The sequence below is a fragment of the Acinetobacter sp. A1 genome, from assembly GCF_012371315.1.
GTDB lineage: Bacteria > Pseudomonadota > Gammaproteobacteria > Pseudomonadales > Moraxellaceae > Acinetobacter.
Map to the genome: position 1 here is coordinate 19,692 of NZ_JAAZQY010000002.1, position 21,428 is coordinate 41,119.

Annotated in this window: 18 protein-coding genes and 1 tRNA gene; 5 read left to right on the forward strand and 14 right to left on the reverse strand. The window is 40.9% G+C overall.

Annotated features, from left to right (window positions below; all coding sequences use genetic code 11):
- Positions 1 to 61: 61 nt before the first annotated feature.
- The 3 genes from HHA41_RS00900 to HHA41_RS00910 form a co-directional block, all read right to left on the reverse strand.
- The gene (locus HHA41_RS00900; protein ID WP_168418178.1) at positions 62 to 1,087 is read right to left on the reverse strand and encodes a substrate-binding domain-containing protein; all 1,026 of its coding nucleotides are present in this window, start codon (positions 1,085 to 1,087) and stop codon (positions 62 to 64) included.
- Between the two features lie 483 nt (positions 1,088 to 1,570).
- A complete protein-coding gene (locus HHA41_RS00905; RefSeq protein ID WP_168460073.1) occupies positions 1,571 to 3,103 on the reverse strand; it encodes an aspartate aminotransferase family protein in 1,533 nt (510 codons plus the stop codon).
- Positions 3,104 to 3,107: 4 nt separating this feature from the next.
- The gene (locus HHA41_RS00910) at positions 3,108 to 4,481 is read right to left on the reverse strand and encodes a diaminobutyrate--2-oxoglutarate transaminase (RefSeq protein ID WP_070153093.1); all 1,374 of its coding nucleotides are present in this window, start codon (positions 4,479 to 4,481) and stop codon (positions 3,108 to 3,110) included.
- A gap of 493 nt (positions 4,482 to 4,974) precedes the next feature.
- Here HHA41_RS00910 and HHA41_RS00915 point away from each other — a divergent pair, with 493 nt between their 5' ends.
- Positions 4,975 to 5,679: an SIMPL domain-containing protein gene (locus HHA41_RS00915; protein WP_168460074.1), complete on the forward strand. Its 705-nt coding sequence runs from the start codon at positions 4,975 to 4,977 to the stop codon at positions 5,677 to 5,679.
- Positions 5,680 to 5,817: 138 nt separating this feature from the next.
- Here the strand turns inward: HHA41_RS00915 and proB are convergent, their stop codons facing one another.
- On the reverse strand, positions 5,818 to 6,951 hold the full coding sequence (gene proB, locus HHA41_RS00920) for a glutamate 5-kinase (RefSeq protein ID WP_168460076.1): 1,134 nt from the start codon (positions 6,949 to 6,951) through the stop codon (positions 5,818 to 5,820).
- Between the two features lie 27 nt (positions 6,952 to 6,978).
- Positions 6,979 to 8,193 (reverse strand): Obg family GTPase CgtA, encoded by a 1,215-nt coding sequence (gene cgtA, locus HHA41_RS00925; RefSeq protein WP_168460077.1) that lies wholly within the window; start codon positions 8,191 to 8,193, stop codon positions 6,979 to 6,981.
- Positions 8,194 to 8,410: 217 nt separating this feature from the next.
- On the opposite strand from cgtA, the gene HHA41_RS00930 reads away from it, so the two are divergent.
- Positions 8,411 to 9,598 (forward strand): MFS transporter, encoded by a 1,188-nt coding sequence (locus HHA41_RS00930; RefSeq protein WP_168460078.1) that lies wholly within the window; start codon positions 8,411 to 8,413, stop codon positions 9,596 to 9,598.
- On the opposite strand, the gene HHA41_RS00935 is transcribed toward HHA41_RS00930, so the two are convergent.
- The 5 genes from HHA41_RS00935 to uvrB form a co-directional block, all read right to left on the reverse strand.
- Positions 9,599 to 9,952 (reverse strand): helix-turn-helix domain-containing protein, encoded by a 354-nt coding sequence (locus HHA41_RS00935; RefSeq protein ID WP_168418171.1) that lies wholly within the window; start codon positions 9,950 to 9,952, stop codon positions 9,599 to 9,601. It lies immediately after the preceding gene.
- A gap of 198 nt (positions 9,953 to 10,150) precedes the next feature.
- Positions 10,151 to 11,608, reverse strand: a complete 1,458-nt coding sequence (locus HHA41_RS00940; RefSeq protein ID WP_168418170.1) for a glyceraldehyde-3-phosphate dehydrogenase — start codon at positions 11,606 to 11,608, stop codon at positions 10,151 to 10,153.
- A 348-nt stretch (positions 11,609 to 11,956) separates the two neighbouring features.
- Complete coding sequence (gene rarD / locus HHA41_RS00945) at positions 11,957 to 12,880, reverse strand: EamA family transporter RarD (RefSeq protein ID WP_019837675.1); 924 nt, start codon at positions 12,878 to 12,880, stop codon at positions 11,957 to 11,959.
- A gap of 261 nt (positions 12,881 to 13,141) precedes the next feature.
- On the reverse strand, positions 13,142 to 13,750 hold the full coding sequence (locus HHA41_RS00950; RefSeq protein ID WP_168460080.1) for a lipocalin family protein: 609 nt from the start codon (positions 13,748 to 13,750) through the stop codon (positions 13,142 to 13,144).
- 165 nt (positions 13,751 to 13,915) lie between these two features.
- Positions 13,916 to 15,943 (reverse strand): excinuclease ABC subunit UvrB, encoded by a 2,028-nt coding sequence (gene uvrB / locus HHA41_RS00955; RefSeq protein ID WP_168460081.1) that lies wholly within the window; start codon positions 15,941 to 15,943, stop codon positions 13,916 to 13,918.
- A 235-nt stretch (positions 15,944 to 16,178) separates the two neighbouring features.
- Here uvrB and HHA41_RS00960 point away from each other — a divergent pair, with 235 nt between their 5' ends.
- A complete protein-coding gene (locus HHA41_RS00960; protein WP_168460082.1) occupies positions 16,179 to 16,967 on the forward strand; it encodes a hypothetical protein in 789 nt (262 codons plus the stop codon).
- 58 nt (positions 16,968 to 17,025) lie between these two features.
- On the opposite strand, the gene HHA41_RS00965 is transcribed toward HHA41_RS00960, so the two are convergent.
- Positions 17,026 to 17,205, reverse strand: coding sequence for a hypothetical protein (locus HHA41_RS00965; protein ID WP_168460083.1), 180 nt, complete (start codon positions 17,203 to 17,205; stop codon positions 17,026 to 17,028).
- Positions 17,206 to 17,423: 218 nt separating this feature from the next.
- Here HHA41_RS00965 and HHA41_RS00970 point away from each other — a divergent pair, with 218 nt between their 5' ends.
- Entirely contained in the window at positions 17,424 to 18,659 is a 1,236-nt protein-coding gene (locus HHA41_RS00970) for a pyridoxal phosphate-dependent aminotransferase (protein ID WP_168460084.1), read from the forward strand.
- Positions 18,660 to 18,779: 120 nt separating this feature from the next.
- Here the strand turns inward: HHA41_RS00970 and HHA41_RS00975 are convergent, their stop codons facing one another.
- Together HHA41_RS00975 and HHA41_RS00980 are read right to left on the reverse strand one after the other, a co-directional pair.
- Positions 18,780 to 19,607 carry a DMT family transporter gene (locus HHA41_RS00975; protein ID WP_168460085.1) on the reverse strand — a complete coding sequence of 276 codons (828 nt, stop codon included), beginning with the start codon at positions 19,605 to 19,607 and terminating at the stop codon, positions 18,780 to 18,782.
- Between the two features lie 164 nt (positions 19,608 to 19,771).
- Positions 19,772 to 20,230 carry a hypothetical protein gene (locus HHA41_RS00980; protein ID WP_168460086.1) on the reverse strand — a complete coding sequence of 153 codons (459 nt, stop codon included), beginning with the start codon at positions 20,228 to 20,230 and terminating at the stop codon, positions 19,772 to 19,774.
- Positions 20,231 to 20,480: 250 nt separating this feature from the next.
- On the opposite strand from HHA41_RS00980, the gene HHA41_RS00985 reads away from it, so the two are divergent.
- Positions 20,481 to 20,556 (forward strand) — tRNA-Asn (locus tag HHA41_RS00985).
- Between the two features lie 185 nt (positions 20,557 to 20,741).
- Here HHA41_RS00985 and HHA41_RS00990 read toward each other — a convergent pair.
- A complete protein-coding gene (locus HHA41_RS00990) occupies positions 20,742 to 21,395 on the reverse strand; it encodes a tRNA-(ms[2]io[6]A)-hydroxylase (RefSeq protein ID WP_168460087.1) in 654 nt (217 codons plus the stop codon).
- Between the last annotated feature and the right edge of the window lie 33 nt (positions 21,396 to 21,428).

Genomic DNA, 21,428 nt, shown 5'->3' on the forward strand with positions numbered 1-21,428 from the left:
AACATTTCTTAGCAAAAAGCCGATGGCAGGTCATCCCTGCCATCAGCTGTTTTAACTCAAATTACTTAACCGCTTTACCAGCTTTGAAGTTAGCAAGAACTTGTGCACGCTCTTTGTCAGACATAGAAATTAAGCCTGCTTTGTCTAACTTAGAACCTTTACCAGATACTTTTTTGCTCAAGAAGTATTCAGTAAACTCTGGTAAGCCTTTGATTGATTTAAGATGCTCACCTTTCACGTAGAAGAACAATGGACGTGATACAGGGTAAGAACCATTTAAGATTGTGTTTTCAGACGGTGCTACGTTGTTTACAGTTGCAACACGTAAACGGTCACGGTTTTGGTCATAGAAGCCTAAACCAAATACACCTACTGCGCTTGGAGAAGTTTTCAAGCGAGCCAATGTTTCTGTGTAGTCACCCGCAATTTCAATTACACGACCATCTTTACGGAAAGATGTACATGCTTTTTTCTTCGCATCTTTGTCTAAAGCTTTAATTGCTGAGTAAGCTTCACAGCCTGCATCAACCATTTTTTCTTGGAACACTTCACGTGTACCGTGGTTAGATGCTGGAATAACTAAAGTGATAGGCTCATTTGGAAGTGTTTTGTCAATTTGGTTCCAACGAGTATATGGGTTAGCAACCATTTTACCTTTAGATGGTAATTCAGCTGCAATTGCTGCAAACACGTGGTAAGGTTTTAATTTATAAGCTGCTTTGTTTGCATTTGATGCAAATACGATACCGTCGTAACCAATTTTAATTTCTAAAACTTGGTTAACACCAGCTTTTTTACAAGCTGCTAATTCTGAATCTTTAATTTTACGAGAAGAGTTCGCGATGTCGATTGTGTTATCACCTACACCGTTACAGAACTGCTTCAAACCACCTGAAGAACCGCCTGAACCAACAACTGGAGTTTTGAATTGTGGGAAAGTATTACCAAATTCTTCTGCTACAATACTTGCGTATGGTAGAACGGTTGAAGAACCCGCGATTTGGATGGTGTCACGAGCTGCGTTTGCAGTTGTTGTTACAGCTGCTGCAGATACGGCTAAAGCAATGGCGATGTTTGTAAAGCGCATTCTGTTCTCTCTCAATGTATGCAAGTTCGGAGTACGTCACTTGTTATTAAGTTTTGTACTTATTTCGATAACTGCATTGTGGTTTTATAATATGACAGCCATGTTACAACTTTGTTACGCTTTGGTTATATTTGCCTTTTCTGCATTGATTTATTTTAATTTCCTTAAAAATCAATATGTAATAAAATATTATTGTGCTCATTTTTTTCTTAAATTTATTTTTAAAATGTAATAATTCATGCCAATGTCATCTTTTTTCATGAATTTTTCTGAAATATTTGCTGTTTTATTCATCAATTCTAATTATTTTCTATGACAAATACGCCTAAAACCATTGAAGAATCTACGATGAACTCTTTTATTACACTCAAATTAACAAAACATTTTTAGCCCCGTTCTACGCTCGCTAAACAATAGGCACAAAAAAAGCCACCGTAGTGACTTCTTTTGCTGTATTTGATCAAAATTGCTGTAATTCAGCCATTAGTCAATTGCTGGTGTATATGTACCTGCAGCAATTGCATCTTTAATACGTTCTGCTTCAGTTAAGACCAAACTAAGTAAGTTCTTCACGTTGTCTAATGTTGCAACAGGGCTTAACGTCGTCATTTTCAATGATTGGACATTGCCTACTTTGGTTACACCAATATTAGCTTCACCACGCGCAAATAATTCATCTGCCACGTTTTGGTTCAGGCTATCTAATAACTCTGCAGGATAACCTTCAGGCACAACACGGAACAATACAGAAGCAAACTGAGGCTCAACCAATAACTCTAAACCTGCCGTTGCTTTAATATAGTCAGCAACATCACGAGTTAAGGTCACACCATGGTCAATCATTGAACCGTAGAGCTCTTCACCTAAGGCTTCAATAGTCATCCAAAGTTTCAATGCATCAAAACGACGTGTCGTTTGTAGTGACTTAGACACAAGGTTTGGTACACCGTGTTCTTCATCATACGCAGAGTTCAAATATTCTGCTTCATAGTGCATGAAACGATAGTTCGCTTCATCTTTCAGCAAGAACGCACCGCACGAAATTGTTTGGAAATAATGCTTATGGAAATCAAGTGTTACAGAATCTGACAACTCAATACCATCAAGCATGTCACGATGACTGTTAGAAAGAATTAATGCCCCACCCCAAGCCGCGTCAATGTGCATCCATGCGCCATATTGATTGGTGATGTCACGAATCTTTCTAAGTGGATCAATCGCACCAGCATCGGTTGTACCCGCAGTTGCAACCACACAGGCAACAATCTTACCTTCTGCTTTTAAATGTGCCATGGTTTGCTCAAGTGCAACCACATCCATTTGTGCATTTTCATTCACAGGTACAGTAACAACCGACTGGAAGCCCATACCCATCATCGCCATGTTCTTTTGCACAGAGAAGTGTGCATTTTCAGAACAAATGACTTTTACGTTGCGCATTGCATCGCTTGGTACACCATCACGCTGAACAGACCACGGATTACCGTTTTCATCTTTCCAGTTTTTCGCAATACAAGCGTCACGTGCCAACAACACACCCATTAGGTTGGACTGTGTACCACCTGATGTGAACACACCTGCCTGACCTGCGCCATAGCCAACTTTTTGACGTAACCAGTCAATTAGCTGTACTTCCATCAATGAACCTGCAGGGCTTTGATCCCATGAATCCATAGATTGGTTGGTTGCATTAATTAACACTTCTGCAATTTGGCTTGCCACCATGGTTGGGCAATGCAAATGTGCCAAAGAATGTGGATGATGAACTTTTAAACTTTTGTTTAAGAAAAGCTCTACCATGCGTTCCAATGACTTTTGTACACCTAAACCCTGTTTAGACGGCTGGAAAGCAATCGCTTCACGCAATTCTTTAATGCTGCCGCCTGTGTACATTTTGTCATTTTGCAACCATGCCGCGACTGCTTGAGTCGCTTGTTCCATTGCTGCACTGTAGTCAGCAATGGATTGAGCATCATTGCAGAGTAACGCTTTACGATGTTCTGCAAAATCTACCATAAACTTATGCGCCTCGAACTGCGACTAACGCTTCAGCAATTGCTTTCTTGAAGCGAGCGATAACTTCTACACACTCTTCTTGAGTAATGATTAGTGGGCAAAGTAAACGAATTACCGTACCACCGCGACCACCTTTTTCAAGCAATAGTTTGTTGTCAAAACATGCGGCCTGAACAGCAGCAGCCAATTGAGAATCTGCTGGATAAGCACCTAAACGGTCTTTTTCTTGGCGTTCATCTACAATTTCAATACCAATCATTAAACCGCGACCACGAACATTACCAATACATGGGAATTCAACCGCTAATTTTTTCAATTCAGCTTGAAGGAACTCACCACGCTCTTGTGCGTTTTGTGCCAAGTTTTGTTCTTTAATGGTTTTAAGTACAACAAGACCTGTACCCATTGCCAATTGGTTACCACGGAAAGTACCTGTGTGACCTGCTGGCTGCCATGCGTCAAACTTACGTTTAATAGCAAGTACAGCTAATGGTAAACCACCACCAACAGCTTTAGACATCACAATCACATCTGGCTCAATACCTGCATGTTCAAATGCAAACATTTTGCCTGAACGTGCAAAGCCCGCTTGTACTTCGTCTAAAATTAAAACGATGTTGTGCTTTTCAGTCACTTCACGGATTTTCTTCAACCATTTTACTGGTGCAGTCACAACACCGCCTTCACCTTGAATTGCTTCAAGAATTACAGCTGCAGGCTTAGTGACACCGCTTTCCACATCTTCAATAAAGTTTTCAAAATAATACGTTAATGCATCTACACCCGCTTCGCCACCAATGCCAAGTGGGCAACGGTATTCATGCGGATATGGCATAAATTGAACGCCAGGCATTAAACCATTGACTGCGTTTTTCGCAGACAAGTTACCTGTCATGGCCAATGAGCCATGTGTCATACCATGATAGCCACCTGAGAAGCTAATCACTGAACTACGACCTGTGTAGGTTTTTGCCAGTTTAATTGCAGCTTCAGTGCCATCTGCACCCGTAGGACCACAGAACTGTAAGCAGTACTCTTCTTGACCGCCAGGCATGTGTGAAAGCAACGCTTCAGTAAAAGCATCTTTCAAAGGTGTCGTTAAATCTAGGGTGTGTAATGGCAAACCACTCGCTAAAGTGTCTTGGATGCTTTGAACCACCGCAGGATGGTTATGGCCCAATGCCAAGGTCCCTGCCCCAGCCAAACAATCTAGGTACTCAGTACCTTCAACATCGGTAACCCAACAACCCAGTGCTTTCGCTATCGCTAACGGTAATTTACGAGGATAACTACGCACATTCGATTCCATCTGACTTTGGCGAGTCAAGTAGTATTCGTTTGTGGAATGGTTGGCAGGGTTTACAGAAGTAACGCTCATATCGAATTACCATCTCTGATATGGGTTGAAAGAAATAAGTCTGGTGACTTGCGGTCCTTTGACTCGGTGCTTTTTTGATCTAGCGAGATAGAGTTTTGTTCTTCAAGACTAGGAAGCGGGATAATACCTAATTTTTCTAGAAAATAAACAGGTTTAACCCAAATATTGCCTAATTTCATCGAAAAAACATATCTTGCAGATGATTCGATTGAATTATCATCTTACATTGTGACAAAGGAAAGAAAATTTAACTCTTTCCTATTCCTTTATACTTTCTTTTGAGCAATCTCTCAAGCTGTGCAGCATTTATTTTCAAAATAGTATAGATCATTATTTTTATTGAATTTTATAAATCTGAATTTACTGCAATTTTATAGTGAAATTTTACAAAGCCACCACAATTTCGACTAAAAATCCTCACAAAGCAAAGTTACTATTTAAAGCAGACAAATCATCTCCAAAATTTCCGATAATTTGAACAATAGGTCAGAATATGCGTTTACTTTCTCTCGCTGCTACGCTCTTGGCTGCTGGTGCTGCCAGTACGGTATTTGCTCAGCAAAATGAATCACTGAATTACAATATCGTCAATGTACAAGCTGAAGCTTCACGCGAAGTTTCAAATGATCAAATGCATGCAGTACTGTACATTGAAAAAAGTCACAAACAACCTGCAGAGTTGGCTTCGCAAATCAATCAGTTAATGAGCCAAGCTATTGCAACTGCACGTAAATATCCACAAGTGAAGGTAGAAACAGGTTCACAAACCACTTATCCAATTTACGACAATGACAGCCGTAAGTTAAAAGAATGGCGTGGTCGTGCCGAAGTGCGCGTGCAAAGCACCGACTTTAAAGCCGCAAGCCAATTGGTGAGTGAGCTACAACAAAACTTCCAAACCCAATCAATTAATTTTAGCGTGTCGGATGCGCAGCGTAAAAAAGTTGAAAATGAGTTGATGGTCGAAGCTTCTAAAAACTTCCAGCAACGTGCGCAAATGCTGAGTCAGGCTTGGAATAAATCGGGCTATAACTTAGTAAATTTAAACCTGAATACCAATTCTTATTTCCCGCAGCCTGTTATGCGCGCGAGTATGGCTAAATTTGCAGTCGCGGAATCGGCAGTAGCTGATCAAGATATGGCGGCGGGTGAATCTAAAATTACCGTTAATGCAAATGGAACGATTCAGTTTAAATAAAAATCTGAATTTACCTAAAACAGCTCTTCAAGATTCATTCACTTGAATCATCTGAGCATATAAAAAATCCCGCACGGCGAACCAAGCGGGATTTTTTATAATTTAAACTTAATTCAAAGCTTAAAACGTGAGCAAAATTTAGTAGATTGCCATGTGATTGCGGTGAATCATCTCCAGTGAACGTGCTTCACCTAAAACTTGATGCACTTTGTCGGATGCCAAACCTTTGACTAAGTCTGCAGAGCGTGAACTGAAGTTTACACGTCCAACTGCCACACGATGGCCTTGCGTATCTACACATTCCACCACATCACCACGGTCAAAATGCCCTTCTACGGCTTTTACACCCACAGGCAATAAACTGCGATGATTTTCTTTAATGGCTTTGACTGCACCATTATCAATGACCAAACGTCCTGCTGTTTGTAAATGTGCTGCCAACCATTGTTGATGTGCGGCAATACGGTCATTATCGGTAATAAATAAAGTACCCAACAATTCGCCCGCCATTAAACGCGCAAGTACGTTGTCACTTTCACCACTGGCAATCAACGTCGGACAGCCCGATTTAGCCGCTAAACGTGCCGCACGAACTTTAGTCAGCATACCGCCACGCCCAAACTTACCGCCACCACCTGCCATATCGAACAAGCTTTCATCCAAAGCACGTACGGTATGGAATAGTTTTGCATTTGGGTTAGAACGTGGGTCAGAGTCAAACATGCCTTGCTGATCAGTCAAAATGATCAGTAAGTCTGCATGCACTTGCCCTGCTACCATTGCAGCTAAGGTGTCGTTATCACCAAAACGAATTTCATCGGTAGAGACTGTGTCATTTTCATTAATGACAGGAATCACACGCCATTCAATCAGGTTCTGCAAAGCATCACATGAGTTTAAATAACGACGACGATCTGCCAGATCATCATGCGTTAAAAGTACTTGTGCCGTTTGAATTTGGTGTTTTTCCAACACACTTGACCAAGTCTGAATTAACCCCATTTGACCAATGGCAGCACATGCCTGAAGACTGGGTAGATCAGTGGGTCGATGTTCTAGTTTCATTCGCACCATACCTTCAGCCACAGCTCCCGATGACACCAAAATAATTTCGTGTCCTGCATTGTGTAGATCTGCAATTTGTCCCGCCCAATGCGAGATTGCATCTAAATCTAAACCTTGCCCATTGGCTGTGAGTAAAGATGATCCGATTTTAACAACGATTCGTTTACAACCCTTGAGCTGACGTTGCCCATCTACCACTTCTATCATCTTGTCCTCAGTCACTTTTTGTAGCGCTTAGCGTACGTAGTACACTTCTACATCGCCATCTTCACCATCATCGTCTTCGTCGTCATCGCCCAACATACCTGCAAGACGTTGCTGACGGCGCATCTCACGATACGCTTCTTTCGCGGCAATGGTTTGTTCTCGTGTTTCAGCTTCTAGCTGATCACGGAATGCTTTCATTTCTGCAGCATAGTCAGGATCTTCAACTTCACGTTCGCGTTGTTGCTCAATTTGATCCATCAGGTAATAAACCACTTGCTGAGTACCTTCAGACATTAAGCCTGAAGTTTTAAATACAGGGCCGTCCCACTGCAATTCTTCCAGAATGTGTTTACACCACTCTTCGCGTGAATCTTCAGGAATTTGATCCAGTTTATTTAACACCAACACCATTGGCAGTTTAGCCAAAGTTGGAGAGAATTTTTTCAATTCTTCCATAATGGCTTTGGCATTATACGCTGGGTCAGAGCCATCAATAGGCTGAACATCAACAATGTGTAGCAAAATACGGGTACGTGCCAAGTGTTTCAAGAAACGAATACCAAGACCTGCACCTTCAGCCGCACCTTCAATTAGCCCCGGAATATCGGCCATCACAAAAGAACGATGACGGTCTGCATCCACCACACCCAGATTTGGCACCATGGTGGTAAATGGATAGTCGGCTACTTTTGGTTTTGCCGCAGAAACAGCACGAATGAACGTTGACTTACCCGCATTTGGCATACCCAATAAGCCAACATCCGCAAGTACTTTCAACTCCAGACGAATTTCACGGAACTCGCCTTTGGTACCATGCGTAAATTTACGCGGGGTACGGTTGGTCGATGATTTAAAGTGCGTATTCCCTAAACCACCATCTCCACCTTGTGCAACCAATACTTTCTGACCACTTTCGACTAAGTCTGAAATGATGTCGCCAGAGTCGGTATCTACAATGGTCGTTCCCACTGGTACTGTCAATACAACAGATTCACCGCCACGACCAGCACAGTTTGCGCCAGAACCATTTTTACCACGTTCAGCGCGAAATTTACGGGTATAACGATAATCTACAAGGGTGCTTGCGTTGTCGTCGGCTTGCACATAAATACTGCCGCCACGTCCACCATCACCACCATCTGGTCCACCAAATGGTACGAATTTTTCTCGGCGAAAACTGGCTACGCCATTGCCACCGTCGCCAGCCTCTACGGTAATGACTGCCTCATCAACAAAGCGCATCTTGCCAATCCTCTAAAACTTTAAAAGCCGTATATTCTGCCATATTTTAGAAAATTTCTCGAATTATATTTATGCAATCGTATCAACTCAGGCTTTTTATATCAGGAACGTCAAAATCACTGATTTATTTTAACAATCATGTGATCGTTTTTTCTTATTTCTCCTTCTTAGGTTAAATTCTTATAGTGCATCCGCCCTTTTTGTTTTACTTGCATTTATGTCTGACTCTGCAACCACAACAACTGCTTTATCTCCTCAATTTATTTTACTGATGGCAACAGCATGTGGTTTATGTGCAGGCTCTGCTTATTTTAACCAACCGCTGATTTATTCAATTGAAAAAAGTTTAGGCATCAGCACCAGCCAAGCAGGTTTTGCAGTAGTACTTGCACAAATCGGCTATGGTTTAGGATTAATGTTACTTGTGCCTTTGGGCGATTTACTCAATAAAAGAAAATTGATTGTGAGTTTGATGGTCTTTGCAGCACTCTCACAAATTTTACTGTCCTTTAGCAGCAATTTAACCATGCTGTATTTTTTTACGGTATGTGCCACATTTGGTGCGATTTCCGCACAGGTTTTAATTCCTTTTGCATCAAGCATTAGTCCACCCGAATCCAGTGCTGCCATTGTAGGCAAACTGATGAGTGGCTTGGTGATGGGTATTATTTTATCGCGTACCTTTGCTGGTTTTGTTTCGACCTTTTGGTCTTGGGAAGGTGTTTATTTCAGTAGCGGCATAATCACCCTACTGTTTGCAGGGCTAATGTGGAAAAAGCTACCTTCTACAACTGCCAATAAAAATTTGACCGTGGTAGCTATTTATCGTTCTCTAATACAATTGGCCACCACCCAGCCACATTTAATTCGCAGAGCATGCGCAGGTGCTTTAGGCTTTGCGATTTTATCTTTGGTTTTCACTTCCATGACTTTTGTCTTGGCCAATCCACCTTATCATTTTAATGATTTCCAAATCGGGCTTTTTGGCTTGTTGGGTGTGATTGGTATTTTTTCTTCGAGCTGGTCAGGTAAAACGGTAGGCAAAGGACATGAAAATTTTGTCGCTATGCTCTGTATCAGTTTGATGTTGTTTTCTTGCATTCCACTCTTTTTTGCGCAGCAGAATATTGTGGCTTATGCAGTGGGCGTATTGATGAGTTATTTTGGCCTCACTGCATTTCACGTACTGAATCAGAACTTGGTGTATCGAATTGATGCCACCGCACGCTCACGTATTAATGCCGTATATATGACCATTTATTTTTCTGGTGCAGCACTTGGTTCTCTGACGGCGGTCTACGCATGGCAGCACTGGGGTTGGATGGGCTGTGTAGCGAGTATTTTAATATTTGCCGTAGGTATTTTATTGATTGATCGTTATGATTTTAGACAGCAAGAAAGATAATTATTCTGACAGAGTCTGATTGATATTTTTTTCTAAATAATCAATCAACTGATTAACTTTTTCTGCAATTTGTGAACCTTCAAACGTAAGTTGATACTCCACTTTAGGTGGTACGGTTGGATAGACAGTGCGTAAAATCAAACCATCTTGTTCTAAAATTTTCAGGGTTTGTGCCAACATTTTTTCACTCACCCCTTCAATGCGCTGTCTTAATTCACTAAAGCGATGTAAACCCTCACTCAAACAATGCAGCACCAACATCGACCATTTATTGGCAAGGTGTTCTAACAAAATACGAGATGGACAATCTTTGGCAAGGACTTGTCCGAGTACATGACTGCTGGCATATTGCATAACGTGATCCTTGTGTAGATTGACCTTAAAAGTTGAATTAAAAATCAAGCTTACTTTTAAACATAGACTTTATTTTTGTAAGTTTAGAATAACTTATTTTGCTAAAACTTCAAATATCTATCATACGCTTTAAGCATAGAAAAAATGTATAAAAAAAGAGCCTTAAAAAGGCTCTTTTTCAAATTCTGATGTTACAAATTATGCATTTGTTTCAGCAGGAATTTTTGGATAACTTACGCCGCCCATTTGCTCAGCGATACGTAATACTTGACAGCTATAACCCACTTCGTTGTCATACCAAACGTAAGCAGTTAAACGGTTGCCAGAAGTAATGGTTGCTTGCGCGTCAAATACACCCGCAGTACGTGAACCAATGAAGTCGCTTGAAACCACTTCAGTCGAGTTGGTATAACCAATCTGACCTTGAAGGTTAGAGTGAATTGAAATTTGACGAATATATTCGTTCACTTCTTCACGATCTACTTCTTTCTCAAGCGTTAAGTTCAAGATAGCAAGTGATACGTTTGGCGTTGGAACACGTACAGAGTTACCTGTTAATTTACCTTGCAATGCAGGCAATGCTTTCGCAACTGCTTTTGCTGCACCAGTTTCAGTAATAACCATGTTCAAAGTTGCCGCACGACCACGACGATCTGCCTTGTGGTAGTTATCAATCAAGTTTTGGTCATTGGTAAATGAGTGCACAGTTTCAACGTGACCATTCACAACAGTGTATTTGTCATGCAACACTTTTAAAGTTGGTGTGATTGCATTCGTTGTACAGCTTGCTGCAGAAATAATGGTATCTTCATCAAGAATGTCAGCTTGGTTTACGCCGTAAACCACGTTCTTCATGTCGCCTTTACCTGGTGCAGTTAAAATTACGCGTGCAGCACCTGGGCATTGAAGGTGTTGAGCAAGACCTTCTGCATCACGCCATTTACCTGTGTTGTCAATGACTAAAGCATTGTTGATGCCGTAAGCTGTGTAATCTACTTCAGATGGGTTAGATGCATAGATCACTTTGATGAAGTTACCATTTGCGATAATGGCTTCATTTTCTTCATCTACAGAAATAGTGCCTGCAAACGGACCGTGAATAGAGTCACGACGTAGCAAAGATGCACGTTTTTCTAAATCACCGTCAGATGATTTACGTACCACAATAGCTTTAAGGTTTAAGCCACGACCAAGACCTGATTGACCAATGATTAAACGTGCAAGAATACGACCGATACGACCAAAACCGTAAAGAACAACATCTTTGCTTTCTACTGTTGTTGGGTTACCTGCTAAAGATTTCACAGCGTCTGCAACAAATGCATCTACATCGCCGCCTTTTTCTTTATATTCAACAGCAAGTTTACCCAAGTCAACTTCTGCTGAACCAATGTTCTCTACTTTGGTTAAAGCTTCAAGAATTGGGAATGTGTGAACAACTGAAAGTTCTACATCCATCATACGAGTACGACGGTGTGCTTTCAAAATTTGGATCACAGAACGGTTAACTAAAGAACGACCAAATACTGAAACCATGATATTTTTTTCACGGTACAACTGACCGAGTAAAGCAATCATACGTTCCGCGATTTCTTCACGGTTTTTCCAGCGACCTTGGTGCTCTGCGTGTAGGGCGATGATAGTCTCTTTGCTCACAGATACGTCCTCTAATTAATTGTATATCTAGGCATGAATTTCAAAACCCGATAATTGTAATGGAATTGTCGTCAAGATTGAATCAAAAGCTGGCATTGACCCGACTATTTTCTTATATATTCACTATAAATTCATAAAATAGTTGTAATTATTTTTGTGATTTTACTTTTTTCATTCAATGTTCAATTTTTCAGGCCAAAAACTTGGCAGGTATATTTAAGCTTCATCTGCTTTTTCTATACCTTAAATTCAAAAAAGATCATTTTTTCAAACTAAGATGTATCGGCAAACCTTTAAACTATCTTCTTTGTATTTCTACAGAAGTATGCCAATAGATTTTTAAGATATTTATCGCTCTGATTGCTGCTCTATCTTCTGCTGTAAATCTTGCTGATTCTGTTTTTGCTTTCTTAAATGCAAACAACCTTCCATTACCAGCAACGCCACCGCCAACCAAATTGGAATATAGGTCAGCCATTCCCCTGCTTCTATTCGCTCACCCAATAACATTGAGGCAAAAGCCAACAGCACAGGTTCTAAATAACTCAATAAGCCAAAAATCACAAAAGGCAAATAACGACTGGCCAAAATATAACTACCCAGCCCTAATGCACTTAAAAAACCCAGTCCCAATACCGCCCAAATTAAATGGGTAAAATTTGCAATGACTTGCAAACTGTCACTATAGACAAAGGCCAAATACAGCGAAATAGGAATCACGAGCAGCAAATCCCACCAAAAACCACCCAAGTGATCGGTTTGAAAGACACGACGTAAAAAGAAATATAAAGGATAGGCAAAAGCGACATATAAGGTTTCCCACGCCACACTGCCAATCCGCCAAATTTCGTGACTGACACCCAACACCGCCAAGGCAACTGCTGCCATTTGCCAAGTTGATAATTTTTCTTTATAGAGCACGCAACCGACCAAGACCATCACCAAGGGTAATAAGAAATACCCGAGAGATACTTGTAGACCTCGCCCGTTAATAGGTCCCCATAGAAATAGCCATAATTGCGTGGTGCATAAAAAAGAACTGGCAAGCAACCACAACAGTAAAAGTGGTTGTTGTTTAATGCGTGAAAAAATAGCGAAAATATGCTTAAAATCTCCCGACCACCACATAAATACGGTCAGGAATGGCAAGGTTGCCAACATACGCCACGCAAACGTTTCTTCGCTGTCTAAAGGCTTTAAGAGTTGGGTATAAAAGTACAACAGTCCAAAAGTGACCGATGCCAAAACCGATAATGCTACGCCTTTATACATCTACCCACTCCTGCCCAAGTGTGCATTATACCGATATTGTAATGACAGCATATTGACTGCTTAAAATTTTGCAAAGAAGTGCATCATTTTTCTACATTTTTAATAGAATTATTTTACTACATGTTCAAATCTAAGATTTTTTTCACACATAAAAAACCACGCAGTCTGTGCGTGGTCCATCCATCTTTAAATTATTAAGCTCGCTATTTAACTGAGCAGGTTATCATGCTTTTAGCTATGGCTTAGCTCTTCTATTTCACTTTATTCTTCAGCTGACTTTTTCTTTGGTGTATGTTGGGTATAAATCACATCCCCCAAATCATAGCCCAATGATTTAGCATAATTCAGATATTCCTTAACCACAGCCTGATCGGGCTGCGTGGTGCGCGACAGTACCCATAAATATTTACGGCGTGGCTCACCTACCAATACCGTTTGGTAATCTTCATCAAGTTTTAATACCCAATAATCACCGCGTCCTACAGGTAACCAGCGTACAACTTCAGGTAAAAAGCTGACTTTAAGTTTGCTGTTAAAAGGCGCATTTTGCACAAAAGCTTCACCCAATGCGCGCATTTGTTTGCCATCTTTTCCAGTACAACGGTTATCGACCTGCACATTGCCATTTTCATTTAAGGTATAGGCTGCGGTTACATTGGAAGCACATTTATTCTGAAAATAGAGAGGTTTTCTCGCCACTTCATACCAAACGCCCAAATACTTATCTAACTCAACTTTTTCAACCGTTTTCATCGGCTCATTGGTTTTGGAATAGGCCAAAGTGGCTGCACCTAAACCTATTAGTACCGCTCCACCTAGGGCAATTTTGGCGAGTCGTGCACCTGCAAACGGGAGTTTTTTAGCAGTCATACAATACCTCTAAGCTCTAATTTTAAAGTCAATTTCATTTATCTTCTTCAAAATAACCGCAAGCTTTTCAATTTACTGTATGGATATGTAAATATTGAAACTCAAATTTACATGCACGTAGTTGGACGCATAAAGCATTTACAATAATAAGGTAAAGCTGAAGATTTAGCCCGATTGCAGCATTTGTGCTTTTAAACGCAGAATTTCATCTCTTAAACGTGCCGCCTGTTCAAATTGCAATTCTTTAGAGGCTTTTAGCATCTCTTTTTCAAGCTTAGCAATGTGTTTTGCATACAGTTTAGGATCGGCCAAAATATGCTGTTCATCGGCACTCAAAGCACGGGTTTGTGCATTGATTTTTTCATCGACCTGTTCATCATTCAGCACTTCGCCCGTATCAATTTCTTTAATGACCTGACGCACGGCACTGCGAGGTGTAATACCGTGTAAGGTATTAAATTCAATCTGTCTAGCACGACGACGGTCTGTTTCATCTATGGCTTTTTGCATAGAGTCCGTAATGCGGTCTGCATATAAAATTGCTTTGCCTTTTAAGTTACGTGCTGCACGTCCAATAGTTTGAATCAATGAACGTTCCGAGCGTAAAAAACCTTCTTTATCGGCATCTAAAATAGCCACTAAAGAGACTTCTGGCATATCCAGACCTTCACGCAACAAGTTAATGCCAACCAGTACATCATGCACACCTGTACGCAATTCGTGAATAATTTTAACCCGCTCCACGGTATCAATATCTGAGTGTAAATAAGCCACTTGAATACCGTATTCTTTTAAATATGAGGTTAAATCTTCAGCCATGCGTTTGGTTAAAGTCGTGACCAACACCCGCTCATTCAGTTCTTTGCGTATATTAATTTCTGAAAGCACATCATCCACTTGCGTCAGCACAGGACGAATTTCTATTTCAGGGTCAATCAACCCTGTTGGACGCACCACTTGCTCTACAATTTGCTGTGATTTTTCCAATTCATATTGTGCAGGTGTGGCACTCACATAAATTGTGGATGGCACGATGCGCTCCCATTCTTCAAATTTCATGGGACGGTTGTCCAACGCACTTGGCAAACGGAAACCATAATTCACCAAGTTTTCTTTACGGGAGCGGTCACCTTTATACATTGCGCCTATTTGCGGCACAGTCACGTGTGACTCATCAATAATTAGCAAAGCATCATCAGGTACATAATCAAACAAAGTTGGTGGAGCTTCGCCTGCGGGACGGCCAGACAAATGTCGTGAATAGTTTTCAATGCCATTGGTATAACCCAATTGTTGCATCATCTCTAAATCATAACGGGTACGCTGTTCTATACGCTGCGCTTCCAGCAATTTGTCGTGTTCGCGGAAAAACACCAAACGCTCTTTCAACTCTTCTTTAATGGTACCAATCGCGCGTTCCAAATTATCTTTAGGCGTTACATAGTGACTTTTAGGATATATCGTCACCCGTGGTACTTTGCGTACCAATTTGCCTGTGAGTGGATCAAACCAGCGAATCGAATCAACTTCATCATCAAACAATTCTATGCGAATAGCATGCTGATCAGATTCAGCTGGGAAAATATCTAAAATTTCACCCCGAATACGGTAAGTACCACGCAAAAACTCCAGCTCATTGCGCGTGTATTGCATTTCGACCAAACGACGAATCAAATCATCCCGATTCACCCGATCTCCCTGCACCACATGCAGTAACATACTCATATAGGCATTCGGATCGCCCAAACCATAAATAGCAGAAACAGACGCCACAATAATCGCATCACGACGTTCTAATAATGCACGTGTCGCAGAGAGTCGCATTTGGTCAATGTGATCGTTAATCGCGGAATCTTTTTCAATAAAAGTATCTGAAGATGGCACATACGCTTCAGGCTGATAATAGTCATAATAACTGACAAAATATTCAACCGCATTGTTCGGGAAAAATGCTTTAAATTCGCCATATAACTGCGCTGCCAAGGTTTTGTTATGCGCCATCACAATGGTTGGGCGCTGTGTTCTGGCAATCACATTGGCCATGGTATAGGTCTTACCTGAACCAGTCACCCCCAGTAATAGCTGATCGTGATAGCCCTGTTCTATCCCTTGAACCAATTTTTCAATGGCTTGTGGTTGGTCACCCGCAGGTTGATAGTTGGTGACTAAATCGAAAGGTTGCTTATCACTCACAAATGCAGCTCTTTTGTTTGATGCGAACCTGACATTTTAGCAGACTTGCCTGCTGTCGGGGCAGCCGAATATGTAGGCAGGATGTTGCGCATCTGCATGCAAAGCTCCAATTGCTGTTTCCGCTCTGAGATGTGCTACGACTAATTTAGCGCTAAGCGCTGCTTTAAGGCTTGACCCATAGGCTATTCAAAGGCAACATGAAATTTCAGGACGACAACCATAAAAGCACACACTCATGACTTACCAATATCACGACGAATCAATTATCAAAAGCCTCCCTGAAGATACTGTTTTCGTATTTGGCAGTAACATGGCAGGACAACATGCGGGTGGGGCAGCACGAACTGCCAAAGAATTTTTTGGTGCGGTAGATGGTGTGGGACGCGGTTGGGCAGGACAAAGTTTTGCCATTCCTACCATGAATGAACATTTACAACAAATGCCACTTTCACAGATTCAGCACTATGTAGATGACTTTAAAACCTATGCCAAAAATCATCCTAAAATGAAGTATTTTTTAACTTCAATTGGCTGTGGTATTGCAGGTTATACCGTTGAAGAAATTGCTCCTATGTTTAAAGGCATTGCGCACAATGTGATTTTCCCTGCGTCATTTCGTCCTTTTGTTGAAAAAGCACTACCTAGACTGACACAAAAACTGTTACATACCATTTACCGTGATTCTGTGATTTTCACCCCTGCCACCGATGAATTAATTGAAGTCTTGGCTTTGAGTGAAAATGAAAAAGCCTTAGCCAAAATTATACTGAATACACAAATGTACCCAACCGACAGCAATGGTCGTGATCGGGTCTTTGAAATTCAGGATATTTTGCACAACTTAAATGGTAAGGTATTTGAATTCCAGAGCAATTCTGAAGGGCCTATGCTATTTGGTGCCGCCATTTTAGCCTTATTGGAGCTGTATAATATCAATGAGCAAGACTTTAGCGATGTTTGGCATGGCGTACGTGAAATTGCACCACCGAAGCCTGCCAACAAAGCCCGTAAACATGTACGTTAATCTGATAATTTAAAATTTTAAGACCATAAAAAAATGCCACAACAATGTGGCATTTTTTTTAGCGCTTACCCATAGAACGACGGGTTCCACGTGGTGGTGGCCACGTTTTATCGGCATATTGCTCAGGTTTAGGACGCACCGAATTATGCACTGCTTCATCATTATCTTGTGCTTTGTTCGGCATTGGGAATGGGAGATTCACCAATGGTTTTTTTGAAGTAGGCTGCTGCTTACTCATGACCATCACTCTAATAAAATTTGGCTTATTTTAAAGTTTTTTGCCGCATGATGCGAGAAACTTCCACATCACTTTCAATTTGAGCCAGTTTTTATAAGAAATTGGTCTAATTTGGTGATTTTTTATTAATTTGATGCAATTTTAAACGACGTAGCCATCGAATTTAGGCTAAGATAATATGCTTTTTATTTTTTTATCCCTATAAGAAGGAATATGCCGTGGACGTACGTCTCTCTGATCGTGTCAATGCCATCAAACCGTCCCCAACACTTGCTGTAACCAACAAAGCTGCTGAACTTAAAGCTGCGGGTCATAACGTGATTGGTTTAGGTGCAGGTGAGCCGGATTTCGATACACCACAACACATCAAAGATGCTGCAATTGCCGCAATTAATAACGGTTTTACAAAATATACCGCTGTTGACGGTACGCCAGGTCTTAAAAAAGCGATTATCGCAAAATTAAAACGTGACAATAATCTTGACTACCAAGCTAACCAAATTTTGGTGTCTTGTGGCGGTAAACAATCATTCTTTAACTTGGCTTTAGCTTTGTTAAACAAAGGTGATGAAGTCATCATCCCTGCTCCATTCTGGGTAAGCTATCCAGACATGGTGATCATTGCTGAAGGCGTGCCAGTGATTGTGAAATGTGGTGAAGAACAACGTTTCAAAATCACACCTGAACAATTAGAAGCAGCAATCACAGACAAAACTCGTTTAGTGGTGTTGAACAGCCCATCTAACCCTACAGGTATGATCTATACCAAAGCAGAATTAGAAGCTTTGGCTGCAGTATTACGTAAATATCCTGAAGTATTTATTGCTTCTGACGATATGTATGAGCCAATCCGTTGGGAAGATGAGTTCTACAACATTGCGACTGTTGCACCAGACCTTTATGACCGCACAATCGTATTAAACGGTGTGTCTAAAGCCTATGCAATGACTGGCTGGCGTATAGGCTATGCAGCGGGTCCTGCTAAATTGATTGGTGCAATGAAAAAAATCCAATCACAATCTACTTCTAACCCAACTTCTATTTCACAAGTTGCTGCAGAAGCTGCGTTGAATGGCCCACAAGACGTACTTGAGCCAATGGTTGAAGCATTCAAACGCCGTCACGACCTTGTGGTAAATGGCTTGAATGACATCAAAGGTATTTCTTGCCTACCTGCAGATGGCGCATTCTATGCATACGCAAACATCAAACCATTAATTCGTGCAAAAGGCTTAAAATCTTGCACAGAATTTTCTGCATGGTTATTGGAAGAAACTGGTGTTGCTGTTGTTCCAGGTGATGCGTTCGGTTTAGGCGGTTTCATGCGTATTTCTTATGCAACTGCAGACGAAGTGCTTGTAGATGCGCTTGCACGCATCAAAAAAGCTGCTGAATCAATTGAAGGCGTAGATGCAGCGATTGCTTCTATCGAAGCTGAAAAAGCTGCACAATAATCTAAACTTGTTTAGATGAACAAAACCCACGATTGAATCGTGGGTTTTTTATTTCTAATTTCATTTTGCGACGATCATTTTTAAACGCATGGCATATATAGCCCCAGAAAGAGAATACTTTTATACACGCGGTTTGGCTAAAATCACCATCAAAATGCCGCAGAGCACAATCAAGCTGGCAAATAGCATCAACCATGTTAATTGTTCACCCAGAAAAATTACCCCACCTAGAATCGCCAAACTGGGCACAGAAAGTTGCACGGTACTGGCAGTAATACCATCTATTTTTTTAACAATGCTGTACCACAGCACATAGGCCCCACCTGATGCAAGCGCGCCTGACAGCACAGCTAAAACTACACCATTCAAACTAATAAAACTGTCTGGTAAGTGCCACAGAAACAACATAGCCACTAACGGTAGTCCAAAAAGGAAATTGGACAAGGTAGCAGTCAAAGCATGCTGCATATTCTTGGCCAAGATGCTATAAAAACCCCATGCAATACCTGCAACAAGCATCATCAGTGCATATTTAAACGTCGGTGCATCAACTTCAGGCAGTAATAATAAACACATACCAAACAAGGCACAGCCTAACCCTGTCCAGCGTGGCCAAGTCATGCGTTCACCCTGCCAAACGGCATAACTAATCATGGTGATTTGCACCGCACCAAACAGCAGCAATGCACCTACACCTGCATCGATATACAAATAGGCCAAAGAAAAACCGAGAATATAAATAGTCAGACTCAGCGCAGATTTCCATTGGAATTGTAAAGGATGTTGTACCTGAAAAAGGACATACAACAAGCCTAAAGCGACTGCCCCACTGCCCACACGCAGCAGACTAAAACTCATAGGATCAATTTTCTGCTCTGCCAAAGCCAAGCGACAAAGCACAGAGTTTGCAGCAAAAGCCAACATGGCAATACTTATTTTAAACCACACGGCTGAATATCCTTATCAAGCTGCACTACATGATTTTATCGTATGTTTAGTTTTCAATTACTACTATCTGCAGTTCGTAGTAAAAAGAATTTCAAAACTGCCAACTCAATTTCAATGATTGAATTGGCAAAATTGAACGCACTAATGTGTTTATCTATACAAAGTTAAACACCCTTTTTTAATGCGGTAATCAGTTCAGATTTTGAAACTTCAGGTCGAGATGTACCTTTAAATTCGCATAAATAGCGAAAAGCAGAGTTTAACTCGACACGTAAGATTTTTTGCTCAGACAGCGACCACACCCGTGAACGGTTACTGCCAGAAAGTGCACTGCCTGCCAATTGATATAAATATAGGTCATTGTCACGTTGCAATGGTTTTTTCGTGCCATTGTCAGGATGGTCTGACAATAACTGACAAGACGATTGTATCAGCCATTTTTCACTGAACCACAATTGCAATAAATCACCCAAATATAAATCTTGATGCGCCAAAGGCCAAACTTGAATATAGGCACCTTGAACAGGTGTTGCGTACTGTTCAAGGTTGGAAAGAATAGAAAGATAATGTTCTTGATAATAAGAAAAATTTGAAAAAATATCAGAAATGCTGAGCGTATTCATGCGCTTACTCCTATTTAGCCATTTTAGTGCTGGCAAGTTGGGTTAAATCCACACTGTTTAAGTTTGTGCTTAAACACTTTGTTATGCCATTCAGACTAACAATCGTTTTTTCATGATGCAAGTTTTGTCAGGCATTTTTTGGAAAATATTATTTTTTTGCTCAAATAAAAAGCATATAAAATAAAAATGAAAGGAACATGACAGTTTTTGCTTGACCCTTGCTTAAATCTGCTTATAATCGCATGCAGATTCTCCCATAGCTCAGTCGGTAGAGCGACGGACTGTTAATCCGCAGGTCCCTGGTTCGAGCCCAGGTGGGAGAGCCAAATTCTAAAAAGCCCAAGCATGATGACTTGGGCTTTTTATTGCCTGAAATTTATTGGTTGGGCTTCTTTTTAAATACCCAAAGCTTGAGAGATAGCCGCATTTATCAACACGTCTATAAGCATCAAAATATAAAAAGCGAAACCGAAGTTCCGCTTTTATCTGCATGCAAAGTTATCTATACAGTTTAAGCAGCTTGTGCAGGCACACCACTATGAAAACGGAACAGATCATCTGGGCTGAGAATTAAGTTCTTTTCAACTTCACGAATATGCTGAATTCGCCCCTGAATATCTTCTTCTGGGTTTTTCAGTTTTGCTGTTTTAGCCACGTCCAAAGCCAGTGCCAAATAATCTTCATAATGACGTGATTCAGATTTAAGTAAATAACGATAATACTTACCTAGTTCTTCATCAACCAAAGGAGCAAGCGCATAAAAACGCTCACATGAACGTGCTTCTACAAATGCACCAATCACCAATACATCAATTAATGCTTCAGGCTCATAGGTTCGGATTTCTTTACGCAATCCCCCCGCATAACGCCCCGCACTTAAACCCTGCCACACCTGCCCACGCTTTGCCATGAACTCCAATACTTGTTCATAGTGCAGCATTTCTTCACGTACCAATTGCGCCAATTTGACCTGTAAATCGGTAAAAAAGCTGTAACGGAACATCAGGTTCATGGCTGTACCCGCTGCTTTCTTTTCACAGTTAGCATGATCCTGCATCAAAATATCTAAATTTTTTAATGCTTCATCTAGCCAAGCTTGCGGCGTTTCACAACCTAAAAATGCAATCACAGGCTGCATTAATTCATCATAATTTATGCTAGACATAACTTTTCAAATTTTATCTTTCAATCTTAAATA

What these genes read in the sequence shown, in the direction of transcription:
- HHA41_RS00900 (WP_168418178.1), bottom strand. Translation starts at nt 1,087, where the DNA reads ATGCGCTTTACAAACATCGCCATTGCTTTAGCCGTATCTGCAGCAGCT.
- HHA41_RS00905 (WP_168460073.1), bottom strand. Translation starts at nt 3,103, where the DNA reads ATGGTAGATTTTGCAGAACATCGTAAAGCGTTACTCTGCAATGATGCT.
- HHA41_RS00910 (WP_070153093.1), bottom strand. Translation starts at nt 4,481, where the DNA reads ATGAGCGTTACTTCTGTAAACCCTGCCAACCATTCCACAAACGAATAC.
- HHA41_RS00915 (WP_168460074.1), top strand. Translation starts at nt 4,975, where the DNA reads ATGCGTTTACTTTCTCTCGCTGCTACGCTCTTGGCTGCTGGTGCTGCC.
- proB (WP_168460076.1), bottom strand. Translation starts at nt 6,951, where the DNA reads ATGATAGAAGTGGTAGATGGGCAACGTCAGCTCAAGGGTTGTAAACGA.
- cgtA (WP_168460077.1), bottom strand. Translation starts at nt 8,193, where the DNA reads ATGCGCTTTGTTGATGAGGCAGTCATTACCGTAGAGGCTGGCGACGGT.
- HHA41_RS00930 (WP_168460078.1), top strand. Translation starts at nt 8,411, where the DNA reads ATGTCTGACTCTGCAACCACAACAACTGCTTTATCTCCTCAATTTATT.
- HHA41_RS00935 (WP_168418171.1), bottom strand. Translation starts at nt 9,952, where the DNA reads ATGCAATATGCCAGCAGTCATGTACTCGGACAAGTCCTTGCCAAAGAT.
- rarD (WP_019837675.1), bottom strand. Translation starts at nt 12,880, where the DNA reads ATGTATAAAGGCGTAGCATTATCGGTTTTGGCATCGGTCACTTTTGGA.
- HHA41_RS00950 (WP_168460080.1), bottom strand. Translation starts at nt 13,750, where the DNA reads ATGACTGCTAAAAAACTCCCGTTTGCAGGTGCACGACTCGCCAAAATT.
- HHA41_RS00960 (WP_168460082.1), top strand. Translation starts at nt 16,179, where the DNA reads ATGACTTACCAATATCACGACGAATCAATTATCAAAAGCCTCCCTGAA.
- HHA41_RS00965 (WP_168460083.1), bottom strand. Translation starts at nt 17,205, where the DNA reads ATGAGTAAGCAGCAGCCTACTTCAAAAAAACCATTGGTGAATCTCCCA.
- HHA41_RS00980 (WP_168460086.1), bottom strand. Translation starts at nt 20,230, where the DNA reads ATGAATACGCTCAGCATTTCTGATATTTTTTCAAATTTTTCTTATTAT.
- HHA41_RS00990 (WP_168460087.1), bottom strand. Translation starts at nt 21,395, where the DNA reads ATGTCTAGCATAAATTATGATGAATTAATGCAGCCTGTGATTGCATTT.